Source organism: Nostoc sp. (assembly GCF_036919575.1).
GTDB lineage: Bacteria > Cyanobacteriota > Cyanobacteriia > Cyanobacteriales > Nostocaceae > Nostoc.
This window is the reverse complement of the sequence record NZ_JBALBY010000047.1, coordinates 1-18,755: the sequence shown is the minus strand read 5'-3', so window position 1 is coordinate 18,755 and position 18,755 is coordinate 1. Positions and strand designations below refer to the sequence as shown.

Annotated in this window: 19 protein-coding genes and 1 tRNA gene; 10 read left to right on the top strand and 10 right to left on the bottom strand. The window is 43.3% G+C overall.

What is annotated here, in order from left to right; translation table 11 throughout:
• The 3 genes from csm5 to csx2 are packed head-to-tail and all read left to right on the top strand — an operon-like array spanning position 1 to position 3,314.
• Positions 1-1,281 (top strand): type III-A CRISPR-associated RAMP protein Csm5, encoded by a 1,281-nt coding sequence (csm5, locus tag V7K27_RS13795; RefSeq protein WP_334948018.1) that lies wholly within the window; start codon positions 1-3, stop codon positions 1,279-1,281.
• A 5-nt stretch (positions 1,282-1,286) separates the two neighbouring features.
• Complete coding sequence (gene cas6, locus V7K27_RS13790) at positions 1,287-2,045, top strand: CRISPR system precrRNA processing endoribonuclease RAMP protein Cas6 (protein ID WP_334824753.1); 759 nt, start codon at positions 1,287-1,289, stop codon at positions 2,043-2,045.
• A 12-nt stretch (positions 2,046-2,057) separates the two neighbouring features.
• Positions 2,058-3,314, top strand: a complete 1,257-nt coding sequence (gene csx2, locus V7K27_RS13785; RefSeq protein ID WP_334948016.1) for a TIGR02221 family CRISPR-associated protein — start codon at positions 2,058-2,060, stop codon at positions 3,312-3,314.
• Between the two features lie 231 nt (positions 3,315-3,545).
• Here csx2 and murA read toward each other — a convergent pair whose 3' ends face one another.
• Positions 3,546-4,913: a UDP-N-acetylglucosamine 1-carboxyvinyltransferase gene (gene murA / locus V7K27_RS13780; RefSeq protein ID WP_334948132.1), complete on the bottom strand. Its 1,368-nt coding sequence runs from the start codon at positions 4,911-4,913 to the stop codon at positions 3,546-3,548.
• A 407-nt stretch (positions 4,914-5,320) separates the two neighbouring features.
• On the opposite strand from murA, the gene V7K27_RS13775 reads away from it, so the two are divergent.
• Together V7K27_RS13775 and V7K27_RS13770 are read left to right on the top strand one after the other, a co-directional pair.
• Positions 5,321-5,401 (top strand) — tRNA-Leu (locus V7K27_RS13775).
• Between the two features lie 68 nt (positions 5,402-5,469).
• On the top strand, positions 5,470-6,261 hold the full coding sequence (locus V7K27_RS13770) for a TrmH family RNA methyltransferase (RefSeq protein WP_334948014.1): 792 nt from the start codon (positions 5,470-5,472) through the stop codon (positions 6,259-6,261).
• Positions 6,262-6,404: 143 nt separating this feature from the next.
• On the opposite strand, the gene V7K27_RS13765 is transcribed toward V7K27_RS13770, so the two are convergent.
• Positions 6,405-6,647: a hypothetical protein gene (locus V7K27_RS13765; protein ID WP_334948012.1), complete on the bottom strand. Its 243-nt coding sequence runs from the start codon at positions 6,645-6,647 to the stop codon at positions 6,405-6,407.
• Positions 6,648-7,015: 368 nt separating this feature from the next.
• On the opposite strand from V7K27_RS13765, the gene V7K27_RS13760 reads away from it, so the two are divergent.
• Complete coding sequence (locus V7K27_RS13760) at positions 7,016-7,699, top strand: glutathione S-transferase family protein (protein WP_334948010.1); 684 nt, start codon at positions 7,016-7,018, stop codon at positions 7,697-7,699.
• A 111-nt stretch (positions 7,700-7,810) separates the two neighbouring features.
• The gene (locus tag V7K27_RS13755; RefSeq protein ID WP_334948008.1) at positions 7,811-8,662 is read left to right on the top strand and encodes a CmcJ/NvfI family oxidoreductase; all 852 of its coding nucleotides are present in this window, start codon (positions 7,811-7,813) and stop codon (positions 8,660-8,662) included.
• Between the two features lie 129 nt (positions 8,663-8,791).
• On the opposite strand, the gene V7K27_RS13750 is transcribed toward V7K27_RS13755, so the two are convergent.
• The 3 genes from V7K27_RS13750 to aroB all read right to left on the bottom strand — a co-directional run bounded on the left by V7K27_RS13750 (position 8,792) and on the right by aroB (position 11,302).
• Positions 8,792-9,031, bottom strand: a complete 240-nt coding sequence (locus V7K27_RS13750) for a hypothetical protein (protein ID WP_334948006.1) — start codon at positions 9,029-9,031, stop codon at positions 8,792-8,794.
• 790 nt (positions 9,032-9,821) lie between these two features.
• Positions 9,822-10,064, bottom strand: coding sequence for a pentapeptide repeat-containing protein (locus tag V7K27_RS36485; protein ID WP_442947616.1), 243 nt, complete (start codon positions 10,062-10,064; stop codon positions 9,822-9,824).
• A 128-nt stretch (positions 10,065-10,192) separates the two neighbouring features.
• Positions 10,193-11,302 (bottom strand): 3-dehydroquinate synthase, encoded by a 1,110-nt coding sequence (aroB, locus tag V7K27_RS13745; protein ID WP_334948004.1) that lies wholly within the window; start codon positions 11,300-11,302, stop codon positions 10,193-10,195.
• Positions 11,303-11,360: 58 nt separating this feature from the next.
• On the opposite strand from aroB, the gene V7K27_RS13740 reads away from it, so the two are divergent.
• Positions 11,361-11,510 (top strand): hypothetical protein, encoded by a 150-nt coding sequence (locus V7K27_RS13740; RefSeq protein ID WP_334948002.1) that lies wholly within the window; start codon positions 11,361-11,363, stop codon positions 11,508-11,510.
• Between the two features lie 60 nt (positions 11,511-11,570).
• Positions 11,571-11,666, top strand: coding sequence for a cytochrome b6-f complex subunit PetL (gene petL, locus V7K27_RS13735; protein WP_100899295.1), 96 nt, complete (start codon positions 11,571-11,573; stop codon positions 11,664-11,666).
• 65 nt (positions 11,667-11,731) lie between these two features.
• On the opposite strand, the gene rpmB is transcribed toward petL, so the two are convergent.
• From rpmB to clpB, 3 genes are all read right to left on the bottom strand, one after another.
• Complete coding sequence (gene rpmB / locus V7K27_RS13730) at positions 11,732-11,968, bottom strand: 50S ribosomal protein L28 (RefSeq protein WP_334948000.1); 237 nt, start codon at positions 11,966-11,968, stop codon at positions 11,732-11,734.
• Positions 11,969-12,143: 175 nt separating this feature from the next.
• The gene (htpG, locus tag V7K27_RS13725; protein WP_334947998.1) at positions 12,144-14,135 is read right to left on the bottom strand and encodes a molecular chaperone HtpG; all 1,992 of its coding nucleotides are present in this window, start codon (positions 14,133-14,135) and stop codon (positions 12,144-12,146) included.
• A gap of 483 nt (positions 14,136-14,618) precedes the next feature.
• Positions 14,619-17,288 (bottom strand): ATP-dependent chaperone ClpB, encoded by a 2,670-nt coding sequence (gene clpB, locus V7K27_RS13720; RefSeq protein WP_334947996.1) that lies wholly within the window; start codon positions 17,286-17,288, stop codon positions 14,619-14,621.
• Between the two features lie 61 nt (positions 17,289-17,349).
• On the opposite strand from clpB, the gene V7K27_RS13715 reads away from it, so the two are divergent.
• Entirely contained in the window at positions 17,350-17,511 is a 162-nt protein-coding gene (locus V7K27_RS13715; RefSeq protein WP_334947994.1) for a hypothetical protein, read from the top strand.
• A 395-nt stretch (positions 17,512-17,906) separates the two neighbouring features.
• Here V7K27_RS13715 and gloA read toward each other — a convergent pair whose 3' ends face one another.
• Together gloA and V7K27_RS13705 are read right to left on the bottom strand one after the other, a co-directional pair.
• Positions 17,907-18,341 (bottom strand): lactoylglutathione lyase, encoded by a 435-nt coding sequence (gene gloA, locus V7K27_RS13710; protein ID WP_334947992.1) that lies wholly within the window; start codon positions 18,339-18,341, stop codon positions 17,907-17,909.
• Positions 18,342-18,505: 164 nt separating this feature from the next.
• The coding region (locus tag V7K27_RS13705; RefSeq protein WP_334947990.1) for a hypothetical protein at positions 18,506-18,755 on the bottom strand (250 nt) is incomplete at its 5' end.

Genomic DNA, 18,755 nt, shown 5'->3' with positions numbered 1-18,755 from the left:
ATGGTGGTTTCTGCTGAATTTGCTCTTAAGAAACCTGATTTCTATCAATCCAAAAGAATTCAGTTGACTAGTCCTATTTTACATATAGGCTCATCTGTATCTAAATTGAATCCTTTTGAATATGTGCAGACAGAGAAAAAAGTCTATCTTCCCAATCAAGAAGCCTTGGCAAAAGCTTTGATTAAACAAGGAGGAAGATTTTTAGATGACTATATTCAAGCAATTGAAGAACGTCAAGATATCAGCAGACTTTTAAAACAAGCCTTTGGTTCCGAGTGGTGGAATAGAAGTGTAGATGGGTATCAAATTTTTCCTAAAGAAGCCATCAGCCAAAAGTTGACAGGGGAGAATATTACAGATTTACGTCCTATGATTCGCAATGGCATGGGACAATTATTTATCCCTGGTTCTTCCATTAAAGGTGCGATTAGAACTGCCATAGCATATCATTTACTTAAACATGGCGATCGCTATCAAATACCTTCATCAAAGCGGGTTAGCGAAATTGAGAAAACTTTGAGGCAAAAACTAGGACAACTTAACCAATATCAGCATAAATTTTTAGATGATGAGCTATTCATGGATAGTTTATTCTCAGAATTTAGTCTCACATATCAAGAGAGAAATTTTCCAGGTAAAGGGCCAAATACAGACTTTTTAAGAGCGCTCAAAATTACCGATTCAGAACCACTTTTAGAAAGCAAAATTAAAACTAAGAAAGGTCAAGAGATTCCTGTTAATATGCCTGTTGTGGCTGAGGTAATAGTTTCTAGTAGGTTTCCTGACTACTTAGCCAAATATAAAGCGTCTATTTATGCCGAAATGGTGCGGAATGTTCAAACAGAATTTACCCTCACTTTAGATACGGAAATGCTTTTATGGTTTCAGCATAAACAGGGGATGAAATTACCCTTTAGCAACCTAGATGAACTATTGGCAATATGTCAGGAATTTACCCAAGAACAATGGGATTATGAGCATGATTACTGGGAAGAAATTAAGAACAATCCTAGAGCATCAGGCAAAAATTTAGATTTTAATCATATCCGCGAATTTTACGAATCAGAAAAATCTCCCTATAGTCAGAGATTGGGGTGGGGTAGTGGGATGACTGGAACTACTATAAATTTGCTGTTAGGCGATGAACTGCGGGAAGATATCCGTGATACTTGTGGTTTAAAAGCACCTGGTTTTGAAGCACCAAAATCTAGGCGAACTGTGATGAATCCCAATGGTGAAATCAAATTTGTACCGGGATGGGTTAAGTTCAAGAACTCATAATACTAATGCTAATTCATTCTAACTGGACATTGAGTGTATCTGAACCCACAATTTTACCTCGTTCCTATGGCTTGGAACTAGTGAAGCAACTACATCAACAACTAGGATTAGAAATAGGAACTGAGGTGATTCCTTCTGTTTCGCACTCAGGAATAATCGGTTTATATTCTGTTTCTAGAGAATTTTTAACCTTCCATCCAGAGGAATTTTACAAATTATCTCTGTGTGGATTGCAAGATGTTGCAGCCAAAGCGATTTCTCACTTGAATCTCTCAGAATCTCTAGAATTTCTGGGAGCAAAGTTTAACGTCATCAACCGTGAAGACGAAATTACCAGTTATGAAGAACTGTACACAACTTTGGTGGCAAATGAACCAGAACCAATAAAACGATTTGACTTACAGTTTATTACTCCCACTACTTTTGCTCAGGGTGGAGCAAATTTACCTCTACCCATACCCTCATTAATGTTCCGCAGTTGGTTAGAACGTTGGAATCATTTTGCACCTGTCTATTTGGGAAGTGATGAATTAATTGCTTACCTTGGTAATGCAATTTTACTCAAAAATCACAAAATTCAAACGCGAAGTTGGCAATTACACAAAGGTTATGTGAATGGATTTGTCGGTAATGTTACGTTACAAGTTTTCAACCGTGCTGATCCCTTGCTGGCTAATGTGGCTAATTTATTAGTTCAATATGCGCGGTTTGCAGGTACGGGGATGAAAACACGGTTGGGTATGGGACAAACATTAATAAAATAAAGAAAAATAGTCATGAAACAAATTATCACTTTTTTGGGAATTAACGCAAAAGAAACTATATATAGTTTTGAAGGTAAAAATTACAAAGGAAAAGTTTTTGCGGAAGCACTACGCCAGTTTTGTGATTATGATTCCATGTTGGTTTGTGTCACAACTGAAGCTAAAGATAAAACTTTTCCTGTGCTTAATAGCTTAGGAGATGCACGCATTCAAGCAGTTCCAATACCAAATGGTGAAACAACTGAAGAAATGTGGGAAACTTTTAAAATTATCACTGACAAAGTTAATGATAATGATTCTGTAGTTTTTGATATTACTCACGGACTGCGTTCTTTACCATTTCTTGTATTTTTATTTGCAGCTTATCTGAAAGCGGCTAAAAACGTTACGATTCATGCTATTTACTATGGAGCATGGGAACTAGGTAATTCAAATAATGGCATAGCACCAGTAATCGATTTATCAGAATTTATCGGAATGCTAGATTGGTTAACTGCAACTGAGCGTTTTGTGGAAATAGGAGATGGACAAGCACTTGCTAATTTACTCAAAAATGCTATCCCGTCAGGTGTTGAACTGCGCGATAATCCTGATAGCAGACCATTAAGAAATCAACTTAACAAAGCTGCTGAAGCTATTGAGAGTATTTCATTGGCTTTGAATGTAACTCGACCAATTGAGACGATGAAATCGGCTACTCAATTGGAGGAGACTTTAAAACAAGCAGCACTCAGCTTTGATCAACGTGCCAAACCATTTTCACTTTTGGTAGAAAGGGTTGTTAAAGAGTATGGACAATTTGCTCTAGAAGACCCAACTGATAAAGCAGCATTAGCTGAAAATCTATGGCTACAACTACAAATGATTAACTGGTATATTCAGCGAGATAGAGTTGTACAAGCAGTAACCTTAGCGCGTGAATGGTTAATTTCTGTATTGGTGCTGCGATTTGGTGAACTAATGTTCGATCACAAAAAAGGTCGAAAGTCTGTGGAAGATGCTATAAACAATGCAGTTGAAAAGGGTAGATCATCACCTCGTCCTATTACTCCTAGCCGTTGTGATGAACAGTTTACCGCTTTACCAGAAGCAGATGAACTTGTCAAAGTTTGGAGTCAAATGACTGAACTGCGTAATGATATTGCCCATGTAGGTATGAATCTTAATCCTAAAACCGCATTAAAACTTAAGCAGAAGGTTGAATCCCTCTACCCACAACTGGAAAAACTTGGACAGCAACTATTACCAGAGCGAACAACTACTGAATAAATCTTTGCAGAATCTAACCACCTTTTTTCACACTACTTCCAACCAAAAACATAGATTCAGCGCGGTTTCTTGTCAGACATCGCCTTCATATTTAGGCAAAATCGAAACCGCGATCGCACTGATAAAATTGCTTCTACTTAAAAGAGTAGGGCAGCCGGGGAGCAGGGGGAGAAAATTTTACCTTGTCTCCCTCATTCCCCTTGTTTTTGCGTCAGTCTCAACCGATCAATTTCAACTTGATAGGCTACTGATGGTGGGAGCGATTTCTGCATCTGCTGATGTTTCGCCCACGCGGAGGATTTTAGCTCCCAATTGCTGCAACTTCACATCGAGTCGATCATAGCCGCGATCGAGGTGCTGCAATCCCTGAATTGTGGTTTGTCCTTCTGCCGCCAGTCCTGCGATGACTAGCGCTGCCGATGCCCGTAAGTCTGTGCCTAATACTGGTGCGCCAGACAATTTTGGCACTCCCCGCACGAAAGCAGCGTTGCCTTTGACACGAATATCTGCCCCCAAGCGATTCAACTCTGAGGCATGACGCAAGCGATTTTCAAAGACGGATTCGTTAATCACGCTGTCGCCTTCCGCTAATGTCAGCAAAGCCATGAACGGCGCTTGCATATCTGTGGGAAAACCTGGATGGTATTGAGTTTCAATATCCGTTGCTCTGAGGGTTTGCGCTGGCAGAATGCGTAAGTGTTCAGGCTTGTCCTCAATTATTGTCACCCCAATATCCCGCAGCTTGGCAATCACTGGTACTAGATGTTCTGGAGCCACCGGCGAGAGGGTAAGTTCTGAGCGGGTAATTGCTGCTGCTAACAAAAACGTCCCGGCCTCAATGCGATCGGGAATAATGGTGTAGTCAACAGAATGCAACTTGGCGACTCCTTCAATAATAATCCTGCTAGTCCCCGCACCCTTAATCTTCGCTCCCATCGCGTTACAGAAGTTAGCTAAATCAACTACTTCTGGTTCTCTGGCAGCATTCTCGATGATCGTTTCGCCCTCTGCCAGGGTAGCCGCCATCATCAAGTTTTCTGTTGCTCCGACGCTGGCAATGTCTAAGTAAATCTTCGCACCTTTTAATCTCCGGCTGCTGCCAGGGACATAGGCATTACAAATGCCATGCTCAATCTGCACCTCAGCTCCCATTGCTTGCAGTCCCCGAACATGCAAGTCAACTGGTCTTGCTCCAATAGCACAACCGCCTGGTAAGGGCATCTGTGCTACTCCCAATCTTGCTAAAATGGCACCAATGGCGAAAAAACTCGCCCTCAACTGGGTAACTAGTTCGTAGGGAGCTTTCGACGTTTTAATTTCGCTGGCGTTGATGTCTAAAATGTCGCCTTGCCGTGTTAAGCGTACACCCAAAGCCAATAACACCTGACCCATCCGCTCTACGTCCGCTAATAAAGGGACATTGCGGATGCGACAATCGCCCGGACACAGCAAGGCTCCAGCCATGATTACCAGTGCGGCATTTTTTGCCCCGCTAATTTTCACATGACCTCGCAAAGGATGCCCACCCCAAATTTGCAAGACTGAGGAGTCTGCTTTTGGAGCAAATTTGGCATCTGGTAAGCTGGTAGAAGGATTAATAAGCCTACCTCCAAAAGTAATACGTATTTTAGATGTTTGAAGTTGGTTTTGATTCTACAGTAAAGATTCAATTTATCCACATTTTCGGGCAACATCTTGGATAAAAAAAATTTTTTTGGTGAAGAATACAGGCTGAAAATAAGCAATAGTAAGCTTTTTGAGCTTTTGAAAATTTAATAAAAAATCACTAACAAGTAGGATATTTAAGCAAAATTAAATACTCGGTAAAATAACTTAAGTGTCGTCTAAAAATCAAGGCTGTAGTGTTGAGTTAATATTTTGATTTGACCTAATCCCCTGAAAAACTCGTTTGCAGTTTGAGATTTTCAACGAGGCGTGATGTTTTCACTTGACAAAGGTCAAAAATTACGCAATAATAGGAAATTGTCAATAAAGACAAAATGCCTGCGGAACTGGCGGAATGGCAGACGCGCTAGATTCAGGTTCTAGTGCCGCAAGGCTTCCGGGTTCAAGTCCCGGGTTCCGCATATCAATTTTGGATTTTAGATTGCCGATTTTGGATTAATCTAAAATCCAAAATCCAAAATTTAAAATCGTGTTGACCAGTTTACAAAATTCCCTAGTCAAGCAAATTCGCAAACTCCACTCCACGAAGGAACGGCACAAGCAGGAGTTATTTTTACTGGAAGGGACGCACCTGTTAAAGGAAGCTTGTGCGGTGAATTACCCACTAGAAACAGTGTGTTGTACCCCAGAATGGCAAGCAGCCCATCCTTCGCTGTGGGAGGAAGCCTGTAGCCGATGCGATCGCGCCGAAATAGTCAGTAGAGAAATTTTGGATGCGATCGCTACCACAGTCCAACCGGATGGTGTGGTGGCAACGGCAAAGCGAAGCAAGCGCCAAACTCAACTACCATTTACTGGTTTAGTCCTAGCTTTAGAAACCGTGCAAGATCCCGGCAACTTGGGTACGATGATCCGCACTGCTGCTGCTGCTGGAGCATCAGGGTTGTGGGTAAGTGGAGATAGTGTAGATTTAGACAGCCCCAAAGTTCTCCGGGCTTCAGCAGGGCAATGGTTTCGCCTAGCAACAGCCGTAACCGAAGATTTAAAAACGACAGTGCAACAAAGTCAGCAGGCAGGAATGCAGGTAGTGGCAACCTTACCCAGTGCGACTTTAACTTATTGGCAGGTGGATTGGCGAAAACCCAGTCTGATTTTACTGGGAAATGAAGGCGCTGGATTGTCGGCAGATTTAGCAGCGATCGCAGATCAGCAAGTTAGAATTCCTTTGAGTCCTGGGGTGGAATCTTTGAATGTGGCGATCGCAGCCGCTTTAATGTTGTACGAGGCACGGCGGCAAATGAGTTTGGAGAGACGCGATTAATCGCGTCTGTACAGGAGTTTGGAGTTTGGAGAGACGCGATTAATCGCGTCTGTACAGGAGTCAGAAGCGGAGCCAGAGACGCTCCGTTTCTGAATTCTGAATTCTGAATTCTGAATTCTGACTTCTGACTTCTGAATTCTTCTTCAATTCGTTTTTCTTTTTTCTTCGAGAAATTGTTCAATATCAGCAACTGCGTCTTCAAGAGCCGCTAAATCAATATCTATCAAGTCTTGATCGAGTTCGACTTCAGTGCCAGTGCTAGTATGCAGTTGGAGGATCTCTTCTTCCTCAATGGAATTTTCTTGTAAGATATCCTCCAACTGATCGAGGGATTCTTGAAGCACCTGATCGGCGATGCGGCGCGGTTGTGGCTGAATTTGCTCCATAATATTGATTTGAAAATCCTGATTTAGTGACTTAATTTTGATTGCAGTTCTTAGAGATTTAAATTTTGCACTAATAACATCATAGTTGTGTGCTGTATCAACTTTAGCAGTGGTTATCAAGAATATCGATACTTGGCTGTGGTTGCTTTTGCCAAGCTGTCTACAATTGTTGGGACTTGTATTTTTACAAAGACTATGAAATACTCCTGAGATGTTATACGGTAAGCCGAGCGATAAATCGTAGTATATTTAATAGTATGCGATCGCGCTCTTGCGTCCAAGCTAGGCGATGTCTAGCAACAAGCCCGGAGTAACGGAGACATCTTCAAGGCTGTGTATCTACGCAATATTTACAAGGAAAGTATTTTATGAGTACCGTAGAACTTTACTTTGCCAAAGCTTCCACCTTCTCCCAAAGAACCCGTGTGGTTTTACTGGAAAAAGGAATTGACTTTAGCGCCACTGAAATTGACTTACAAAACAAACCAGATAGCTACACACAGATTTCGCGCTACGGCAAAGTCCCTGCGATCAAACATGGGGATATCGAAATTTATGAGTCTGCCATTATCAACGAATATCTTGATGAAGTCTTCCCAGAACCAGCTTTATTACCCCGCGATCCAGGTGCTAAAGCGATCGCTCGGATTTGGATCGACTATGCCAATACTCGCTTTGTACCCGCCTTTAACAAACTCCTGCGTGGTAAAGATGCTCAAGAACAGGGACAGGGACAAAGAGAGTTTTTGGAATCTCTGTTGTACATTGAGCAAGAAGGACTAGGTAAGCTGTCTGGTGATGCTCCTTATTGGTTAGGGGATCAGTTTAGTTTAGTGGATATCAGCTTCTATCCTTGGTTTGAACGCTTGCCCCTCCTGGAACACTTCCGCAATTTCACCTTACCAACAGAAACCCCTCGCTTGCAGAAATGGTGGAATAGTGTACGCGATCGCAAGTCAATTCGGGCTGTGGAAAATCCTGCAAGTTTCTATATAGAAAGATTTGCCAAGATTCTGGGTGCGCCCACTGCCGTTGCTTCTGTTCAAAAGTAGGGAGTTGGGGTAAAGCACAATGCTAAACCCGTACAGGGAATGGGGAGTAGGGAATAAAACCCTATGTAGACATTAGTAAAACATTGTTGAATTCACTGGGAGATTTAACCCATGAGCTTAGACAGTCAATTGTTCAAGGAACTACCGCACGTTGAGGGAGAACTTAATTACCTCACCCCAACAGCAGAAAAACCTGTCAACTACACCTACGAACCACCGCCAGGTATTCCACAGCGAAGCGGGAAGTATGAGGTACATACACTCCCCATCTATAATGCGCGGACGATCTCACAAGAGGTGTCCTTGGAACAACAGGGATTCGCCTTAGCCGAACACCACAGCACTGTTGAAGACTTTTATGATCAAGATGAGGTGCGCCGCGTTTACTACCCAGAGGCCGAGCAATTCCTCAAGGATTTGACAGGTGCCCAAAGGGTGATAGTGTTCGATCACAACCTCCGTAATGCTGAACGGGCGAAGCAGGGCGAGCAAGGCATAAAGACGCCAGTAAGGGGCGTACACAACGACTTCACCGCCAAATCTGGCTATAGTCGCGCCCGTGCCGTGCTGGAAACACTCGGTACTGAAGACCCCGATGAGCTTCTACAGCACAGATTCAGTGTAGTTAACCTCTGGCGAGCGATCGCGGGGCCAGTGCAGGAGTCTCCATTAGCGGTGTGTGACGCCCAAAGTATCGCACCGACAGACCTCGTGGCTACCGACCTCGTGTATAGCGATCGCGTCGGCGAAACCTACGCAGTGACGTACAACCCGAAACATCGGTGGTTTTACTTTCCGCAAATGCAACGGAACGAGGCACTACTGATCAAGTGCTTTGACTCTGCACAGTCAGGTTTGGCGCGGTTCGCCGCCCACACCGCATTTGATGACCCAACAAGCCAGCCGGATGCCCCGCCACGCGAGAGTATCGAGTTGCGGACGTTAGTTTTCTACGCCGCATAAGTAATAAGCAGGGGGGAATAACGCAATGCCCAATTCCCCCTTTACTGCAATTCAAATCTTACTTGAAAGAAACGGAGATATCATTTTGGTTGCTAATACTTGTTATTGCCAAGACCGCCATAACTACTTTTAGCGCTCTTGAGGCGCACACCACTGAGCTATTGGTTCAATTCGTGCTTGTTGCATCAATTCCAAAAGTTGCGATTGATTACAACCATAGGTAGATGCTAATAATTCCTCGCCTTGTTTTTTTGCCTCGTCAGCAGATACACCAAAGCTCATGATTTCTTCGTCTTGGTTAGCTGTAATTTTCTCAACTGGAATGATACAGATATATTGCGCTTCATTATGTCTTATTTGTTGCATCATTATTTACCTGCCATTTCACTGTTAATTGTGTCTATTTTCAAGTCTAAATAAATCACAAGTGAAAGTGAAACAGAGTCAGTATTTAAGTAGTTTGTGATTTGAAGAACACTAACTTTTATACGTGGTTAAGAGAACGTTAAGAATTCTCTCAAAATCGCCAAATTTGGGAGTGCAAATACTTACGTATGAGAAAATCAAGTTAAGCATCAACAAATATCTTTTTGTAAATTTTTGTTTTGAGATTTCAGTAATGCGTTGAGGCACATGCCTTGGCACTCACTGCATGGATTAATTTAAATCTCTGTTGGTTAATCTCTGGGAGTCAGCAAATCAAGGCTGATATCCCCAAAGATCAACTTTTTTTACTCAATGCAGGCTTAATGTATTGAGTCAGTACAAGTTTCATAAAAATTGGAGGTTATAAAATGGCAATTCGGAATAACTTAGTCGCCAATTTCTGGCAAAGAGTACAAAAAGATTCAGTTAGTTGGGGATCATTAGCTCTTTGGATCAGTGCATTAGTTGTTATGTTAGTAATGCTTACAATGTTTTCTAACGCTTAATCCCAGCAAGGTTATTATAGTTACTGGGTAGCAACCTGGGAACTAACAATAGGGTTTCCCCAAGAAGAGCAATTTTTCAAGACAGACCCCAATCATAACTTTCTCGACCTTCGCTCCAAGTCTTTTACTGTTACCCGTTTTTTAATTACTGTCTTCTGGTGAGTCTCAAATAAGAGTAGATTATGTGTTTGGGTTATCAAAAAATAATCGGCTTATGAAGATGACTATTAAGGCGAAATGAGTTTCTCTGTAAATTCAATTTCTTCCCCATTAGGCAAAATAATTTGGTATCCACAAACATTTCGAGGATTGAAGCCAATAGCACCAGTCAGGTCCACTCCATCCAAACTACTTTCATCATTCCAGATAACTTTTTCCAGACAGGTATTCCTTAAATTACATCGACTAAATTCAGCAAAACTTAGGTCAGCTCCTCGAAAATTAGCCCCTTCAAAGTCAGAATCATAAATAATTCTCTACGAGAGGCTGCGCCAACGGCTGCGCTCAGTACAAGTTCGTAATTCGTAATTGAAGGACAGAGCAAGTAATTTTTATTCTGACTTCTGAATTCTGACTCCTGAATTCTTCTTCAAATTATTCACATCTTCCGTAACACTTGCCGAATGATATCCGATGGCACCTCATCGGTAACTGTCACTATACCAATCTCCGTTGGTAAAACAAACCGTACTTTCCCCGCTTTGACTTTCTTATCTAACTGCAACGCCTCAATAATTGCTTCAATATCTACCCCAGCTGGTAACTGAGTCGGTAAACCCGTTTTTTGAATTAAAGCATTTTGACGTTCCGTGTCTTCCTTTTGCCACATTCCCAAATCCACAGCAATTTGACCGGCTGCTACCATGCCAATGGCTACCGCTTCACCGTGATTTACTAAACGATAACCAGTCAAACTTTCCACTGCATGACCGATGGTATGTCCATAGTTGAGAATCGCCCGTAATCCGCCTTCTTTTTCATCTTTGCCAACAACATCAGCTTTAGCTTGACAAGAGCGTGTTAATATGCTGTTTATCAATTCAGGTTTTACATAGCGGAGTTGGTCGAGGCGTTTACTTGCTTCCAATTGGGCAAACAATTCGGCATCCCAAATCACACCGTACTTTATAACTTCTGCCATTCCTGCGCGAAACTCGCGCATCGGAAGAGTTTTTAACACATCTGGGTCAATCAAAACCAAGCGCGGTTGATGGAATGCCCCAATCAAGTTTTTACCGTGGGGATGATTTACGCCAGTTTTGCCACCAATTGCCGAATCCACCATCGCCAACAGAGAGGTAGGCACTTGGACAACATTAATACCGCGCAGCCAAGTTGCGGCCGCAAAGCCAGTCATATCGCCAATTACACCTCCGCCCAAAGCCACCATAGTAGAAGAACGTTCTAGGCGATTTTCCAAGGCGATATCGTAAAGTTTTTGGATAGAGTTGAGGGTTTTGTAGCGTTCCCCTGGTGGTAGGGTGCAGCTAGCAACTTCAAATCCAGCAGATGTCAGGGATGCGATCGCTCTTTCGCCAAAATGTTTTAAAATCGTCTGATTAGAAACCAGCAATACCTTCTTGCCTAGATTGAGACTGGCCATCTGTTGACCGAGATCATCTAAACTCGAAGGTGCGATCGCATCGCTCAACGAAGTTATCGCAATCTCATAAGACTGCTCTGGTAAATTTACATTAATTAAAGTCATTGCCCAACCCCAAACAAGCGCCCGTGGGCTGTATTGTATCGCAATCTGGGAATGGGGAGTGGGGAGTGGGGAGTTAGGAGTACAGACGCGATTAATCGCGTCTGTACAGGAGTTAGGAGTTAAAAGTGGGGAATCTCATTTCTTTTCTTGGAACTCGGAACTGTTTTACCCCATGCCCCATGCCCAATGCCCAATGCCCAACAACTAATGCCCAATCCCCAACAACTAATGATTCAATAGATTTAGGAAGTATTGTGGAGAAAAATAAATGTTTGCAATTGTCGCTTACATCGGCTTTTTAGCTTTGTTCTTTGGTTTGGCTGTCGGTCTGCTGTTCGGTCTGCGGACTGCCAAAATAATTTAACCAAGACTCTTGTGGGGCGGGCATCTTGCCTGCCCTCAAGTCTCAGGTTATAAAATCTACATTACTTAGTAATGATTCAGGTTAATGCCAGCTTCTTTTGCCATTGCTTCTAACCCATTAATTTGTAGGGTTTTGATTGCTTTGGTAGACAGCTTTAATCTCACCCAGCGATTTCCGCCTTCCCACCAAACACGCTTGTTTTGCAGATTAGCGTGCTGAAGGCGTTTAGTACGGCGGTGGGAGTGGGAAACAGCAAAGGCGTTATTTGCCTTCCTACCAGTTAGTTCACAGCGACGGGACATAGCAAGTATCTCCAGATTGTTATTTTAATACAGCCTTTCCATTCTAGGTCTTAGGCAAGAGAAGTGGGGAGTGGGGAGTGGGGAGATGAGGGAGATGGGGGAGATGAGGGAGAAATAAATCCTGACTCCAAACTCTTGTACAGACGCGATTAATCGCGTCTCTCCAAACTCACCACTATTTACTAGCTTGTTCCGTCAGCTTTGTGAGTACTTCATTCGATCGCTCGACAAATGATTTCATTCCCTCAGCGTCAAATCCTTTCTGAGACATCAGCGCTAAATCGTAGACGTGTTGGCAAATCAAGTTGACTAACTGATCTGTAGGCGATTGACCGTCACCTTGAATAATACTACCTTGGTTAAGATTTACCAGATTTTGAATCAGTGGGTGAGCAGTATTCACCACCAAAATGTGATCTTCGGGAAACTCTACTGTCTGCTGCTGCATCATGGCGTTCATTTCTCGCATGCGGCGGAGAATCTCTGGTAAAAGCACGATCGCAGGTGGTGTACCTTGAGGATCATCTGATTTCAAGGCTTCGGTACGGATGTTGAGTTTGGGTTTGTTGAGGGATTTCTCAAATAACTCTTTGATCGTCTCACTCCGGGTTTTGTTTGTCTTAGGATCAACAATTTCCGTAGCTTTGTCTTGTTCGAGTAGGGTATTATCTAAATCTGAGTCTACCCGCGTAAATTTGACATCCTGATATTCCCGCTCTAGGAAGTTGATAAAGTGGGTGTCAATGAAGGAGTCCATAAATAGGACTTCCAAGCCTTGATTTTTGTGCAGTTCTATATAGGTAGCTTGGGTTGCTCCATCGGTGCTGTAAAAAACCCGGTTTTCGTGGTGTTCTTTGTTACGTTCTAGATACTCTTTCAGCGTGGTGTAAGGAGCGCTGGGTGCTGAGTTCTCAAGACTAGTTGAGGGAGGAGTCACATCTTGCCAAGCATCGCCGTCTGAAGACTGTACCTCAACTGCTGGAGTTTCAGCAGCAGGTTTTTCTGTCAGTTTGGCGGTGGTGCGGAAGACGATGATATCTTCGATTTGTTTTTTGAATTTCTCGTCGTTGAGAACGCCGAATTTTACAAAAGTACCAAGATCCTTCCAGGCGCTAATGTATTGTTCACGATGATCGCGGAAAAGTTCTTTGAGACGATCGCCTACTTTTTTAGCAATGTAATCACCAATTCTCCGCACAGTGCGATCGCCTTGCAAGGCACTGCGGGATACGTTCAGGGGAATATCGGTGCTATCAATCACACCGCGCATCGGCATCAGAAATTGCGGGATAATTTCTTCGCAGTTGTCGCTAACAAAAACTTGATTGCAGAATAGCTTGATCTGCCCTTTAGTAACATCTACATCTGGCCTCATTTTGGGAAAATACAGAATCCCGTTGATGATAAAGGGATAATCTGTATTTAGATGTACCCATAACAAAGGTTCTTCCTGAAAAGGATATAAGTAGCGGTAAAACTCTAAATAATCTTCTTGACTCAGATTACTTGGAGACTCTCGCCACGGTGCTTTTTGCTTATTTAATACTTCGCCATCCAGTTTAATCGGTACTGGCAAGAAGTCGCAGTAGGTCTTGACAAGATTCTTAATTCGTGCTTCTTCTAAAAATTCCTCCTCTTCTCCTTGCAGGCTAAGAGTAATAGTAGTGCCGCGAGTTGTTCGGGGCGAATCTTCTAGGGTGAATGCTGGAGAACCATCGCAACTCCAGTGAACCGCCGGCGCTCCTTCTTGATATGAAAGAGTATCAATCTCTACCTTTTGCGCCACCATGAAGGAGGAATAGAAGCCAAGACCGAAGTGACCGATTATGGGTTGATCTGACTTGTCTTCATACTTATGAATAAATTCTTCAGCACTAGAGAAGGCAACCTGATTGATATATTTCTTAACTTCATCTGCGGTCATCCCGATACCATTATCGGAGATGGAGAGAGTCTTCTGATCTTTGTCAATGGCAATTTCAATTTCCGGTTCGCCGATATCTCCAGCATAATCTCCGGCGCGGGATACCATTTTCAGCTTTTGGATGGCGTCTACAGCGTTAGATACCAGTTCGCGCAAAAATATTTGATGGTCTGAGTAGAGCGACTTCTTGATAATTGGGAAAATATTCTCAGTATGAATACTGATAGTGCCTTGTTCTAGCATGGTTATCCGCCTGTTTTAGTTGCAGAGATAATTCTGAGGATCAATTTTCCCCTATTCTCAATTATTTGAGGTCAGGAATACCTCTTTATTTTATTCGGATTTCACTACCATCAAGCGAAAATGCTGTATAAACTACTGTTGTAATTTGTTATATACAGCAGAATTCAGAATTCAGAATTCAGAATTCAGAATTCAGAATTCAGAATCCAGAATCCAGAATCCAGAATCCAGAATCCAGAATGCCTCGTTCCCAGGCTCTGCCTGGGAATGTGATCACTGGGAGGCTCTGCCTCCCAGTTTGACAGGAGGCAGCAGCCCTCCCACAAGAGCATTACAAGGCAGAGCCTTGTAACGAGAGGTAATTCACATTTGGTTATATCTGTCAATGCGTAAGTGCTATTAGAGTAAAAACTAGATCACTGATTCTCACCTGATGAATCAGAAAAATAGGGTGATCTAGTTTTATTTTTGAATTTTGAATTGTTAAGATTCGGGTGCTGACTCAAGCAACTTGACAGTATTTCGCGGGACTGACGCCTTAACAGGCGCTTTTTTGTTAAAAGACAGACCGTTTTCATTTTTGTCAATGATAATCGTGTCTCCAGAGATAAAAGTATTTTCCAATAACTTGGTGGCGAGGGGGTTTTCTACTTCTCGTTGAATTGCCCGTTTGAGTGGGCGGGCACCATAAACGGGGTCATAACCTGATTCGACAAGGTAATCACAGGCTGATTGGGATATCTCAAAGAAGATTTTTTGCTCGCGCAGGAGATTTTCTACCCGCTTGAGTTGAATACGGATGATCTGCCGCATTTCTGTGCGATTTAAGGTATGGAAGAGAATAATATCATCGACGCGGTTGAGAAATTCCGGGCGGAAATGCGATCGCAAGGCTTCCATTACCCTAACCCGCATTGTTTCATACTTGGAATCATCACCGGATACATCCAAAATATGTTCGCTACCAATGTTACTGGTCATGACAATGACGCTATTGCGAAAATCTACCGTCCTTCCCTGAGAGTCAGTAATTCTCCCATCATCTAATACCTGCAATAAAATATTGAACACATCGGGGTGCGCCTTTTCCACTTCATCCAACAGCACCACCGAATAAGGACGGCGGCGAATCGCCTCGGAAAGTTGACCGCCTTCTTCATATCCAACATATCCTGGAGGCGCTCCCACAAGGCGGGAAACTGAGTGTTTTTCCATATACTCAGACATATCCAAGCGCACCAAGGCATCATCAGAATCAAAAAGAAACTGAGCTAGAGCGCGGGCGAGTTCGGTTTTGCCCACACCTGTGGGACCCATGAACATAAATGAACCAATGGGACGAGAGGGATCTTTCATCCCCGCACGGGCGCGACGAATTGCAGCTGCTACCGCTTCTACAGCCTCTTCTTGCCCAATGACTCGTTCATGCAAATGACTTTCTAGTTGTAATAATTTTTGCCGTTCCGATTCCAATAGGCGATTGACGGGGATTCCTGTCCATTTGGCGACGATTTCGGCAATATCGGCTTCAGTAACTTGTTCTCGCAGTAACGTGGAACCTTGGTTTTGAATTTCTAAAAAGTTCGCTTCTTTGGCTTCGCGATCGCGTTGTACTCCTTCCAATTTGCCATACTTCAGTTGGGCAGCTTTATTTAGATCATAGGCACGTTCCGCCTGTTCAATTTGCACACGTAGCCCATCTTCTTCTTTCTTTAAGGCGCTTATCGCCTCCAATAGCTGCTTTTCACCTTGCCATTGCTCATTAAATGTGTGCTGTTTTTCGGTTAAATTAGCGATCTCTTGCTCAATTCGCTGCAAACGTTCTCTGGTTTGGGCGGTACCCTTTTCTTCGCCAGCTAATGATAGCTTTTCCATTTCTAGCTGCATGAGGCGGCGATCAATGGTTTCTAATTCTGCTGGTTTAGAGGTAATCTCCATTTTCAACTGTGCTGCTGCCTCATCCACCAAATCAATGGCTTTATCTGGTAAGAAGCGATCGCTAATATAACGCGCTGACAGGGTTGCTGCTGCTACCAAAGCCGAATCAGAAATTTTGACATTGTGATGAACTTCATAGCGTTCTTTCAATCCCCGCAAAATGGAAATAGTATTTTCCACACTTGGCTGATCCACAAATACTTGCTGAAAGCGGCGTTCTAGGGCAGCGTCTTTCTCAATATGTTTACGGAACTCGTCGAGAGTAGTTGCGCCAATGCAACGCAGTTCTCCCCGCGCCAGCATTGGTTTGAGCAAATTTCCCGCATCCATTGCCCCTTGTTGAGTAGAGCCTGCGCCGACTACGGTGTGCAGTTCGTCAATAAACAGGACGATTTGACCGTTAGATTCCGTAACTTCCTTGAGGACTGCTTTTAGGCGTTCTTCAAATTCACCTCGCAATTTTGCCCCAGCAATTAAACTGCCCATATCTAAAGAGATGAGTTGGCGATTTTTCAGAGATTCGGGAACGTCACCATTTACCATACGCTGTGCCAAAGCTTCAGCGATCGCAGTTTTACCCACCCCAGGTTCACCAATCAATACGGGGTTATTTTTGCTACGACGAGACAAGACTTGAATTACCCGCCGAATTTCGTCATCCCGCCCAATTACCGGGTCAAGTTTTCCAGCTTTTGCCTGTTCTGTCAAATCTCTGCCAAATTTTTGTAAGGCTTCATAGCGGGATTCGGGACTTTGATCTGTCACCTTTTGGCTACCGCGAATGGTTTTGATCGTAGCTTCTAGTTTAGCTGCATCCGCACTAAAGCCTTTGAGTATCTTTCGTCCAATGCGATCGTCTTCAGCAAAGGCCAAAAGGATGTGTTCCACAGAAATGTAGGAGTCTTTCATCCTGGTTCTAACTTCCTCAGCTCGGTCTAGTAAAACATCTAAATTGCGGCTAAGGTAAAGCTGATCGCTTTTACCAACTTTCGGCTGACGTTGGGTAAAGGCTTCTAGTTGCTGTTGCAACCGGATTGGATCGACCTCAGATCGAGCCAGGATACGTATTGCCAGACTAGTAGGTTCTTCTAACAGAGCAATAATTAAATGTTCAACATCTAGTTGCTGTTGTTGATAAGCACGGACTATATCCTGAGATTTAACAATTGCTTCCCAGGCTTTATCAGTAAATTTATTCGGATCTGTAGGTTGCATCTTTAGAATTTTGGAATTTTGATTTTTAGTTTAGGATTGGGGATTATTAAGGGAGTGGGGAGTGGGGAGTGGGGAGTGGGGAGTGGGGAGTGGGGAGTGGGGAGTGGGGAGTGGGGAGTGGGGAGTGGTTGTAACCCTACTCCTTAGTACCCAGATAATTATCCAAACATTCTCGGCGTATATCCGCGTGTATCTCTGGTGGCAATTTGGGATTAGTAATTGATGATAGTTTGATCTATTACCTATTTTCTAATTTAACGTGTCGCGGAAGTCCCCACCCTCAATGTACTCATACTCTTGGAGATAGGGAGCGGACGGCGACGATTCCACCCCCGACTAATATCAATTGTCTTTTTTGTTAGGGAGTGGGGTGGATGAGAAGTCGTTTACGCACAGAAAATCACCTAACCCGCCTAAAAAAGGGAGGCAAAAAGCGAAAAGTCTCGCGTGTCTGGGTTTACTGGCACCAGACACCAGTTTGCGCGAAGAATCAATCTCCCCGTATGTAGCTGAACTTTTCAAGATATCGCTCTTAAGCAAAACTTGCTCCCCAGATCCCTGACTTCTTCAAGAAGTCGGGGATCTAAATCCAGCAATTTAGTAAGTGACATTTAAGAATTACTGACTTACAAGTTGCTCTTGTGATTCCTGTTTGACTGCTGACCGTTGACTTCCCAGTTGAATCAGTTCAACTTTATACCCATCTGGATCTTCCACAAAAGCAATTACAGTTGAACCATGTTTCATCGCCCCTGGTTCACGCACGACTTTACCGCCCTGATTGCGGATTTCTTCACACTTAGCGTAAATATCATCAACACCAAGAGCAATGTGACCATAAGCATTACCCAATTCGTACTTTTCCACCCCCCAGTTGTAGGTTAATTCGATCACCGAGTTGTCGCTTTCGTCACCGTAGCCAACAAAAGCTAGGGTAAATTCTCCCCCTGGAAAATCATTTCGGCGCAGTAGTTTCATTCCTAGAAGTTCACAGTAGAACTTTAAGGACTCTTCAAGGTTGCCCACCCGCAGCATTGTGTGTAGTAATCGCATATTGACCTTTTCTCTGTAATTGATTTAGTGTTATTCTCTGCCAACATTTTACAGAAGTTGCCAGAGGCGATCGCATTTGGACAAAATCCAAAAATTCTTCAGCTTCGGCAAAGACAGGGGACTGGAGAGGAGTTCAAAGGCTCAACTACAGCAGAATTCAGAATTCAGGGGTCAGAATTCAGAAGTAAAACAGCTTTTACACCAGGGTTTGAGACTTTGGTTGTGTACCTCACTTTCCTTGAAATGCGCTGTATCAAGTAAAAAGGCTCAACTATCAAGTAAAAAGGCTTAACTGTCAAGTAAAAAGGCTCAACTGCCGAGTAAAAAGGCTCAACTGCCGAGTAAAAAGGCTCAACTGCCGAGTAAAAAGGCTCAACTGCCGAGTAAAAAGGCTCAACTGCCGAGTAAAAAGGC

Excerpts from the sequence above, each read along its gene's own strand:
- csm5 (WP_334948018.1), top strand. The coding sequence starts at position 1 with ATGGTGGTTTCTGCTGAATTTGCTCTTAAGAAACCTGATTTCTATCAA.
- cas6 (WP_334824753.1), top strand. The coding sequence starts at position 1,287 with ATGCTAATTCATTCTAACTGGACATTGAGTGTATCTGAACCCACAATT.
- csx2 (WP_334948016.1), top strand. The coding sequence starts at position 2,058 with ATGAAACAAATTATCACTTTTTTGGGAATTAACGCAAAAGAAACTATA.
- V7K27_RS13765 (WP_334948012.1), bottom strand. The coding sequence starts at position 6,647 with ATGGAGCAAATTCAGCCACAACCGCGCCGCATCGCCGATCAGGTGCTT.
- V7K27_RS13760 (WP_334948010.1), top strand. The coding sequence starts at position 7,016 with ATGAGTACCGTAGAACTTTACTTTGCCAAAGCTTCCACCTTCTCCCAA.
- V7K27_RS13755 (WP_334948008.1), top strand. The coding sequence starts at position 7,811 with ATGAGCTTAGACAGTCAATTGTTCAAGGAACTACCGCACGTTGAGGGA.
- V7K27_RS13750 (WP_334948006.1), bottom strand. The coding sequence starts at position 9,031 with ATGATGCAACAAATAAGACATAATGAAGCGCAATATATCTGTATCATT.
- aroB (WP_334948004.1), bottom strand. The coding sequence starts at position 11,302 with ATGACTTTAATTAATGTAAATTTACCAGAGCAGTCTTATGAGATTGCG.
- petL (WP_100899295.1), top strand. The coding sequence starts at position 11,571 with ATGTTTGCAATTGTCGCTTACATCGGCTTTTTAGCTTTGTTCTTTGGT.
- rpmB (WP_334948000.1), bottom strand. The coding sequence starts at position 11,968 with ATGTCCCGTCGCTGTGAACTAACTGGTAGGAAGGCAAATAACGCCTTT.
- htpG (WP_334947998.1), bottom strand. The coding sequence starts at position 14,135 with ATGCTAGAACAAGGCACTATCAGTATTCATACTGAGAATATTTTCCCA.
- clpB (WP_334947996.1), bottom strand. The coding sequence starts at position 17,288 with ATGCAACCTACAGATCCGAATAAATTTACTGATAAAGCCTGGGAAGCA.
- gloA (WP_334947992.1), bottom strand. The coding sequence starts at position 18,341 with ATGCGATTACTACACACAATGCTGCGGGTGGGCAACCTTGAAGAGTCC.